8 protein-coding genes are annotated in these 6,645 nt (G+C 71.5%); 1 reads left to right on the top strand and 7 read right to left on the bottom strand.

Annotation, left to right across the window (positions count from 1 at the left end; all coding sequences use genetic code 11):
- Nucleotides 1–5: 5 nt before the first annotated feature.
- Nucleotides 6–839 (top strand): poly(ethylene terephthalate) hydrolase family protein, encoded by an 834-nt coding sequence (locus RT2_RS06890; RefSeq protein WP_072843772.1) that lies wholly within the window; start codon nt 6–8, stop codon nt 837–839.
- Here the strand turns inward: RT2_RS06890 and RT2_RS06895 are convergent.
- From RT2_RS06895 to rocD, 7 genes are all read right to left on the bottom strand, one after another.
- On the bottom strand, nt 812–1,114 hold the full coding sequence (locus RT2_RS06895; RefSeq protein ID WP_072843773.1) for a hypothetical protein: 303 nt from the start codon (nt 1,112–1,114) through the stop codon (nt 812–814). The two genes, RT2_RS06890 and RT2_RS06895, sit on opposite strands and share 28 nt — an antisense overlap.
- Nucleotides 1,111–2,097 carry a hypothetical protein gene (locus RT2_RS06900; RefSeq protein ID WP_072843774.1) on the bottom strand — a complete coding sequence of 329 codons (987 nt, stop codon included), beginning with the start codon at nt 2,095–2,097 and terminating at the stop codon, nt 1,111–1,113. The genes RT2_RS06895 and RT2_RS06900 overlap by 4 nt, the downstream gene beginning before the upstream one ends.
- Nucleotides 2,094–2,381: a hypothetical protein gene (locus RT2_RS06905; RefSeq protein ID WP_072843775.1), complete on the bottom strand. Its 288-nt coding sequence runs from the start codon at nt 2,379–2,381 to the stop codon at nt 2,094–2,096. The genes RT2_RS06900 and RT2_RS06905 overlap by 4 nt, the downstream gene beginning before the upstream one ends.
- A 116-nt stretch (nt 2,382–2,497) precedes the next feature.
- The gene (glmM, locus tag RT2_RS06910) at nt 2,498–3,838 is read right to left on the bottom strand and encodes a phosphoglucosamine mutase (protein WP_072843776.1); all 1,341 of its coding nucleotides are present in this window, start codon (nt 3,836–3,838) and stop codon (nt 2,498–2,500) included.
- A 116-nt stretch (nt 3,839–3,954) separates the two neighbouring features.
- Nucleotides 3,955–4,485, bottom strand: a complete 531-nt coding sequence (rpsI, locus tag RT2_RS06915) for a 30S ribosomal protein S9 (RefSeq protein ID WP_072843777.1) — start codon at nt 4,483–4,485, stop codon at nt 3,955–3,957.
- Complete coding sequence (gene rplM / locus RT2_RS06920) at nt 4,482–4,925, bottom strand: 50S ribosomal protein L13 (RefSeq protein WP_072843778.1); 444 nt, start codon at nt 4,923–4,925, stop codon at nt 4,482–4,484. The genes rpsI and rplM overlap by 4 nt, the downstream gene beginning before the upstream one ends.
- Before the next feature lie 282 nt (nt 4,926–5,207).
- Complete coding sequence (rocD, locus tag RT2_RS06925; RefSeq protein ID WP_072843779.1) at nt 5,208–6,464, bottom strand: ornithine--oxo-acid transaminase; 1,257 nt, start codon at nt 6,462–6,464, stop codon at nt 5,208–5,210.
- Nucleotides 6,465–6,645: the final 181 nt, after the last annotated feature.

Raw genomic sequence — 6,645 nt, forward strand, 5'->3', positions numbered from 1 at the left:
TCACCGTGGCGCCGACTCCGAAGACCCTGGCCTCCCGTCTATCTAAGCGCGGTCCGCACCGGGTGCTGCGCGGCGACCTCTCGTTGGCCGGTCAACCCGGCGTGGTGTTCACGCCCGCATCGGGGTTCTCGATGCCGGCGGTGGCCTTCGCCCACGGCTGGATGACCGGCGTCGACCGGTACCAGGAGACGCTCACGCACCTGGCTTCCTGGGGCCTCGTCGTCGCCGCCCCGGACACCCAGCGTTCGCCGGTCCCCTCTCACGTCGCGCTCGCCTCGGACCTGCGCACCGCGATCGACATCTGTGTCGGTGTGCGACTGGGCCCGGGGAAGATCAGCGTCGACCCCACCAAGATCGCCTTCGCCGGTCACGGGATGGGTGCCGGTGCCGCGGTGCTCGCCGCCGCGACACACGGCCCGGCCGCCGCGGTGGCCGCGCTGTTCCCGGCACCGACCGCCCCGCCCGCCGAACGGTCCGCGGCCAAGATCGCCGCGCCCGGCCTGATCGTCGCGGGCGCCGACGACCTCGAGTCGATGAACTGCAACGCGAAGTCCCTGGCGACCGCCTGGGACGGGCAGGCCATCCTGCGCACCGTGGACGGCGCGTCCGCGGGCGGACTGGCCGAGGGCCGGCGCCTGTTCGGCGCGCTGGGGCTCGGCGGTTCCGAACGCAAGACGCAGAAGACGACCCGTGCCCTGCTCACCGGCTACCTGCTCTACCACCTGCTCGGCGAGACGGAGTACGAGCCGTACGCGCTGCCCGGCGCGCAGCTGCCCGGCACCCACGCCGTGGACCCGACCGCCCCGACGGATCACACCAGCCAGCTCTTCAGCCGGTAGGCCTCGACGCGGTCCGCCTCTGGTTCGGGTGCACCGGGGGTCGCCGCCGCCTCGGCGTCGGTCTGGTCCCGCTCGCGGGACTCGTCGGCGCGCCGGAGCACTCGTCCCGCCGACGGACCGGCCTGCGCGAATGACGGTTCCACTGGTGTCCCACAACGCAATTGGTGTGCACGCAGCGCCGCCGCGCGGTCTGCCGCGGCAATCCTGGCCCGGACGTCGTCCAGCGCGGCGGCATGCTCGGCCAGCAGCCGGTCCGCCGCGTGCCGGCTCGTCACAGCGGCCCGGCTTCGGCCAGGTCGGCACCCGAGTCACCGCCGGCCGGTTCCGCGGCCAACGGCCGAGCGGCGGACTCGGTGTCGGGTTGCGGCGATTCCGGGTCGAGGCCGGACCGAACGGGTCCGGGTCCAGGCTGCACCTGCGCCTGCTCCAACCCCTGTCCCTGCTCCGAGCCCGACGCCTGCTCCGGCGGTTCCGGCTCGGGTCCAGCCGACGCGGGTTCGGCCACCCGGGTGTCGAGCACCCAGCCCCCTGCGTCCTCCCCGCCCTCGGTGTCCTCCCCGCCCTCTGTGTCCTCCCCGCCCCCGTGAGTGTCCGCCGGCCCGCTCGCCGGCGGGTCGATTGCCGGTTCCACACCGACGTCGGCGGCGACGGGGTCGGCATCGATCCGGTCCAGCGCATCCGTGAGCAGGTGCCGTGCCCCCTCGACCGCCCGCGTCGTCGCGTCGCAGAGCGCGAGGAACGCGGCGGCCTGCGACTGCACGTGTGGGACAAGCACTTCGCGCAGCCACGATGCGCCTGCGTCGGCCGTGCGAGTGATCATCAGGTCCACCTCGGCCGGGGTGTGCCCGGCGACAAGGGGTGCGTCGAAGCCGGCGGCAACCTCGGACGCGGCGTCGAGTGCGGTCCGGGCGACGCGGACTGCGTCCGTCATCGCCTCGTGCACGGCGGCAACCCGTGCGCATTCCTCCCGGGCCCTGCCCAAGTGCGCGCCGATCCGCTCGCGGGCCGCGTCGGCGGCCTCGCCCGTCCAGCCGTCCGCGAGGTGACGGACCAGGTCCTCCTGTCTCGTGCATTCCGCACGGAGCACCTGGAGGGCGACGCCGACCGCGTCCGCGTCCGCCTCTCGGTCCGCGAGGTCCGTGCCCCACCCGGACGCCCGCGCCCGCAACTGATCGCAGGTGACGCCCGCCTCCGCACGCGGGAGGAATTCCGCGAAGTACCCGTCGCCGCGGACCCAGGAACCGGCCCCGGTGGTCACCGGCGTTCCCCGCCCAGCGAGGTCCCGCCGTCGAGGAGTCGGGCGTTCTCGGCGTCCTGACGGACGTAGCGGTCCACGGTCACGGCCAGCCGACGCGCGTCCTCCGACGTCGCGTCCGCGAGGGCCTGAATGCGTCGGGCCAGGCCGTCGAGGCCGCGGCCTCTGATCGCCGTCGCCGCCGCACTCACGGCCGTGGCAGAGTCCCGCAACCCGTTGGCCACGGTTCGCAGCCCCGCCGCGTCCAACTCGAGGCACTCGCCCACCCCGCTGTCGTCCTCACCCACTGAGCCCCCTCGCGGAATGCACCCGTCACTGAGTCAGACGCGGCGGCGGCTCAATCGGTTCCGCCGCACTGTGGACGCGGGTGAGAACGCGAGAATCGGTCGGAAACTGACGAGGGTCAGACCGACGCGACGTGGCCCGCGAGGTCGGCGGCGAGCTTGCGCGCCACCTCGATCTCGGCCGCCTCCACCATCACCCGCACCAGCTGCTCGGTGCCCGACGGCCGCAACAGCACCCGGCCCGCCTCGCCGAGGATCTGCTCCGCCTCGGCGACCGCCGCCAGCACGGAGGGCGCGGTGGCGACCGCGGCCTTGTCGCTGACCTTCACGTTCACCAGCACCTGCGGGAGGGTGACCATCACCGCGGCCAGTTCGGCCAGAGTCTTGGAGGTCTCCGCCATCCGGCCCATCAGCCGCAGACCGGTGAGCACGCCGTCGCCGGTGGTGCCGAAACTGGGCAGCACGACGTGTCCGGACTGCTCGCCTCCGAGGCTGTAGGAGCCGTTGCGCAGTTCCTCGAGCACGTACCGGTCGCCGACCGCGGTGGTGCGGACCTCGATGCCCGCCTCGCGCATCGCGATGTGCAGGCCCAGGTTGCTCATCACCGTGGCGACGAGGGTGTTGTCGACCAGCTCGCCGGAGTCCCGCATCGCCAGTGCCAGGACGGTCATGATCGCGTCACCGTCGACGATCGCGCCGGTGGCGTCGACCGCGAGGCATCGATCCGCGTCGCCGTCGTGCGCGAGCCCGAGGTCGGCGCCGTGCTCGACGACCGCGGCCTGCAGGACGTCGAGGTGCGTCGAACCGCAGCCGTCGTTGATGTTCAGTCCGTCGGGGTCTGCGTAGATCTCGATCACCGTGGCTCCGGCGGCCCGGTAGGCCTTCGGTCCGACTACCGACGCGGCCCCGTTGGCGCAGTCCACCACCACGGTGAGTCCGTCCAGCCGATGGCTGTTGCCGCGGGCCAGCTGGGCGAGGTAACGCTCGGCGGCGTCGGCGGCGACCCGGACCCGGCCGATGCCGGCGCCGGTGGGCCGGGGAATCAGGTCGTGGTCGGCGATGGCCGCCTCGATCCGGTCCTCCGACTCGTCGTCGAGCTTGTGCCCACCCGCCGCGAAGATCTTGATGCCGTTGTCCGGCATGGGGTTGTGCGAGGCGGAGATCATCACGCCGAGCGACGCCTCGTAGGCGCCGGTGAGGTAGGCGACGGCGGGGGTCGGCAGCACGCCGACACTGATCACGTCGACTCCCGCGGCCGTGAGGCCCGCGGTGACCGCGGCCTCGAGCATCTCGCCGCTGGCCCTGGGGTCTCGGCCGACGACGGCGGTCGGTCTCGGCGCGCCTCGCTCCGAGAGCGCCAGCACCGACGCGGCAGCACCCGCAATACGAAGTGCGAGCTCGACGCTCAGCTCCGCGTTGGCAAGACCGCGAACGCCGTCCGTCCCGAACAACCGACCCATGAATCAGACCCCTTTGAGTACCTACGACAAGAGCAGGCGTCCGGTACTGCTGGACGCCTGCTCTTGTTGGTGAACAGGTGCCGGCACCAACCCCGGAGGGCGGCGCCGGCGACACATCAGCGCTTGGAGTACTGAGATGCCTTACGGGCCTTCTTCAGGCCGTACTTCTTGCGCTCGACGGCGCGGGCGTCACGGGTGAGGAAGCCGGCGCTCTTGAGAGCGGGGCGGTCCTCAGGAGTGACCTCGATCAGGGCCCGGGCGATGGCCAGACGCAGGGCGCCTGCCTGTCCGGACGGTCCGCCGCCGTGCAGCAGGGCGACGATGTCGAAGGACTCGGCGCGCTCAACGGTGACGAGCGGAGCCTTGATCAGCTGCTGGTGCACCTTGTTGGGGAAGTAGTCCTCCATGGTGCGGCCGTTCAGCTTGAACTCGCCGGTGCCGGGGGTGAGGCGGACGCGGACGACAGCCTCCTTACGACGGCCGACGGTCTGCACGGGACGGTCGATGTAGATCGGGGCGGGCGCGACGGCCTCGACCTCGAACTCCTCGACGATCTCGGGCTGGTCCGCGGAGGCGAACTCCTCCACGACGGTCTCCTCGACGATGACCTCGTCGTTCGACACGTTCTGCTCTTCCGGCGCGGTCACTGGGCCACCTGCTTGATCTCGAACGGAACCGGCTGCTGCGCGGTGTGGGGGTGGGTCGGGCCTGCGTAGACCTTCAGCTTGCCGGCGATGGCGCGGCCCAGCTTGTTCTTGGGGAGCATGCCGGTGACGGCCTTCTCCACGAGACGGTCCGGGGTCCGCTCCAGAACCTCTCCGACGGTCCGCGACTTCAGACCACCGGGGTAACCGGAGTGGTTGTACAGGAGCTTGCCGTCGCGCTTGTTACCGCTGATGGCAACCTTGTCCGCATTGATGATGACGACGAAGTCGCCGCCGTCGATGTGCGGTGCAAAGGTGGGCTTGTGCTTGCCGCGCAGCAGATTCGCTGCCTGGACGGCAAGGCGGCCGAGCACCACGTCAGTGGCGTCGATGACGTGCCACGTGCGGGTCACATCTCCGGCCTTCGGGGTGTACGTAGACACAGAACTTCCTCGTCATATCGTGTAGCTGCTGGCCAACGCGCACGGTGCGGATGTTCCCGGCGGCCAGTGGAGACCCAGGAACCCGTGATACGGGCGGCACGTGAATGCCACGCCGTAACGCACGCCGACTGCGTACCTTACCGCCCAGGTCAGGGCCTGGTCAAAAGCTGGCTCCGGAGTCACCGCACCGACGGCGCCGCCCGGTCCCGCACCGCTCCCCGCGCAAACACCCCCACGGCGTCGGGGCCGGCGACGAAGGCGGTCACCACCGACGCGACCACGTCAGCTCAGCGCATCTGTCAGTTGCGCTACCGCCCAGGTGATCTCGTCACGCTCGACCACGAGCGGCGGCGCCAGCCGGATCGTCCCCTCGTGCGCGTCCTTGGCCAGGATCCGGCGAGCCAGCAGGCGTTCGCAGATCACCCGGGCGGGCGGCTGCCCCGCGGCCAGTTGCACCCCCGCCCACAGTCCGCGACCGCGCACCGCCGTCACCCGGTCGGACGGCAGCGCCCCGAGCAGGGTGTGCAGGTGCGCACCGAGTTCGCGGCTGCGGCGCTGGTACTCGCCCGTCCCGAGCATCCGGACCACTTCCACGGCCACGGCGCAGGCCAGCGGGTTGCCGCCGAAGGTGCTGCCGTGCTGACCCGGCCCTATGACGCGCAGCACCGGCCAGTCGGCGACCACCGCGGAGACCGGGACCAGACCGCCGCCGAGCGCCTTGCCCAGGATGTACACGTCGGGCACGACGTCCTCGTGATCGCAGGCGAAGGTTTCTCCGGTCCGACCGAGGCCGCTCTGGATCTCGTCGGCCAGCATCAGCATCGAGTGCTCGTCGCACAGTTCCCGGACCGCGCGGAGGTAACCGTCCGGCGGGACCAGCACCCCGGCCTCGCCCTGGATCGGCTCGACCAGCACCGCCACGGTGTTCGGTGTGACCGCCGCCGCCATCGCCGCCGCGTCCCCGTACTCGACGGTGCGGAAACCCGGCGGGTACGGCCCGAACCCGTCGTGTGCGTCCGGGTCGGTGGAGAACCCGACGATGGCGATGGTCCGGCCGTGGAAGTTGCCGGCGCAGGTGATGATCTCCGCCTGGTCCGGCGGCACACCCTTCACGTCGTATCCCCAGCGCCGGGCCAGTTTCAACGCGGTCTCGACGGCCTCCGCACCGGTGTTCATCGGCAGCACCGCCTCCTTTCCGCACAGCCCGCTGACGGCCTCACAGAAATCGGCGAACAAGGAATGCTGAAAGGCCCGGCTCGTGAGTGCGAGGCGACCGAGTTGAGAACGTGCGACCTCGACAAGACGGGGGTGTGCATGGCCGAAGTTGAGCGCGGAGTAGCCGGCGAGCAGGTCCAGGTAGTCGACGCCGTCGATGCCGCGCGCCCACACGCCCTGCGCAGACTCCAGCACCACCGGCAGCGGGTCGTAGTTGTGCGCGCTGTGCGCCGCCGCCCGTGCGAGCTCGGCCTCCGTCTGCGCCGTCACCGGTACCAGCGGTTCGCCGCCGGCGGGTTCGGAGTCTCTGGGATCGGTGCTCATGTCCACTCCCCCTGTTCGAGGTAGCCACGAGAGCCGCATCTGCGGCCCCGCCGCGGCGGCTGTCGTCAGTATCCGCGCACCACAGCGGCGCCGCCACCGAACCAGGCCGACCGCGGTCGGCAGTGTGGTCTGCCGAGTGTGCACCCGCCGGGACGAATCCCGGGAGGACGCGTCGGCGGCC

It is taken from the genome of Rhodococcus tukisamuensis NBRC 100609 (assembly GCF_001894985.1).
Classification (GTDB): Bacteria; Actinomycetota; Actinomycetes; order Mycobacteriales; family Mycobacteriaceae; genus Rhodococcus_G; species Rhodococcus_G tukisamuensis.

Bases quoted from the DNA above. Each gene is read 5' to 3' on its own strand.
- glmM (WP_072843776.1), bottom strand. From the start codon at position 3,838: ATGGGTCGGTTGTTCGGGACGGACGGCGTTCGCGGTCTTGCCAACGCG.
- rocD (WP_072843779.1), bottom strand. From the start codon at position 6,464: ATGAGCACCGATCCCAGAGACTCCGAACCCGCCGGCGGCGAACCGCTG.